The organism is Pseudomonas sp. SHLD1 (genome assembly GCF_028640935.1).
Taxonomy (GTDB): domain Bacteria; phylum Pseudomonadota; class Gammaproteobacteria; order Pseudomonadales; family Pseudomonadaceae; genus Chryseomonas; species Chryseomonas aestiva.
This window is the reverse complement of sequence record NZ_JAQZAD010000002.1, coordinates 1-460: the sequence shown is the minus strand read 5'-3', so window position 1 is coordinate 460 and position 460 is coordinate 1. Positions and strand designations below refer to the sequence as shown.

The following is a 460-nucleotide window of genomic DNA, read 5'->3' as shown; positions in this document are numbered from 1 at the left end:
GAACACCCGGGCGCCTTCCAGATCACCGGCCTGGCGCAGTTGCAGCAGGCGATCGGTCAGCGGCAGGGCGGTGCCTTCGATGTCCTTGATAGCCGCCAGCAGGCGCTGTTCCTCGGCGGTGGCGCCCTGGCTGGCATACAGCTGATCCATGGGCTCGGCGGACTGGCGATAGAAGGCCTTGAGGCGATCGATGTCGGCCAGGCGACTGGCCAGGGGCGCGACGTCGTGGATCAGCACCGTATCGCGAATGGCGATGGCGCGGTCGTGCACACTGCCGCGGAAGTTGATGGCGTAGCGCTGCTTGACGCTGGCGCCCTGGCTGACGGCGGTCAGGGTGTCATCGATGACGCCGACGCGCTGGACGCCAACGAGGGTGATCAGCAGCATCAGCACCAGGATCAGGCCGAAGCCCAGGCCCAGGCGGGCGGCCATGGAAAGGGGAGTACGCATTGATACCTCG

At 67.0% G+C, this 460-nt stretch carries 1 protein-coding gene; it reads right to left on the bottom strand.

Annotated features, from left to right (window positions below; all coding sequences use genetic code 11):
• A partial coding sequence (locus tag PVZ77_RS00010) for an MCP four helix bundle domain-containing protein (RefSeq protein WP_273829821.1) occupies positions 1 to 450 on the bottom strand: 450 nt, incomplete at its 3' end.
• Positions 451 to 460 lie beyond the last annotated feature (10 nt).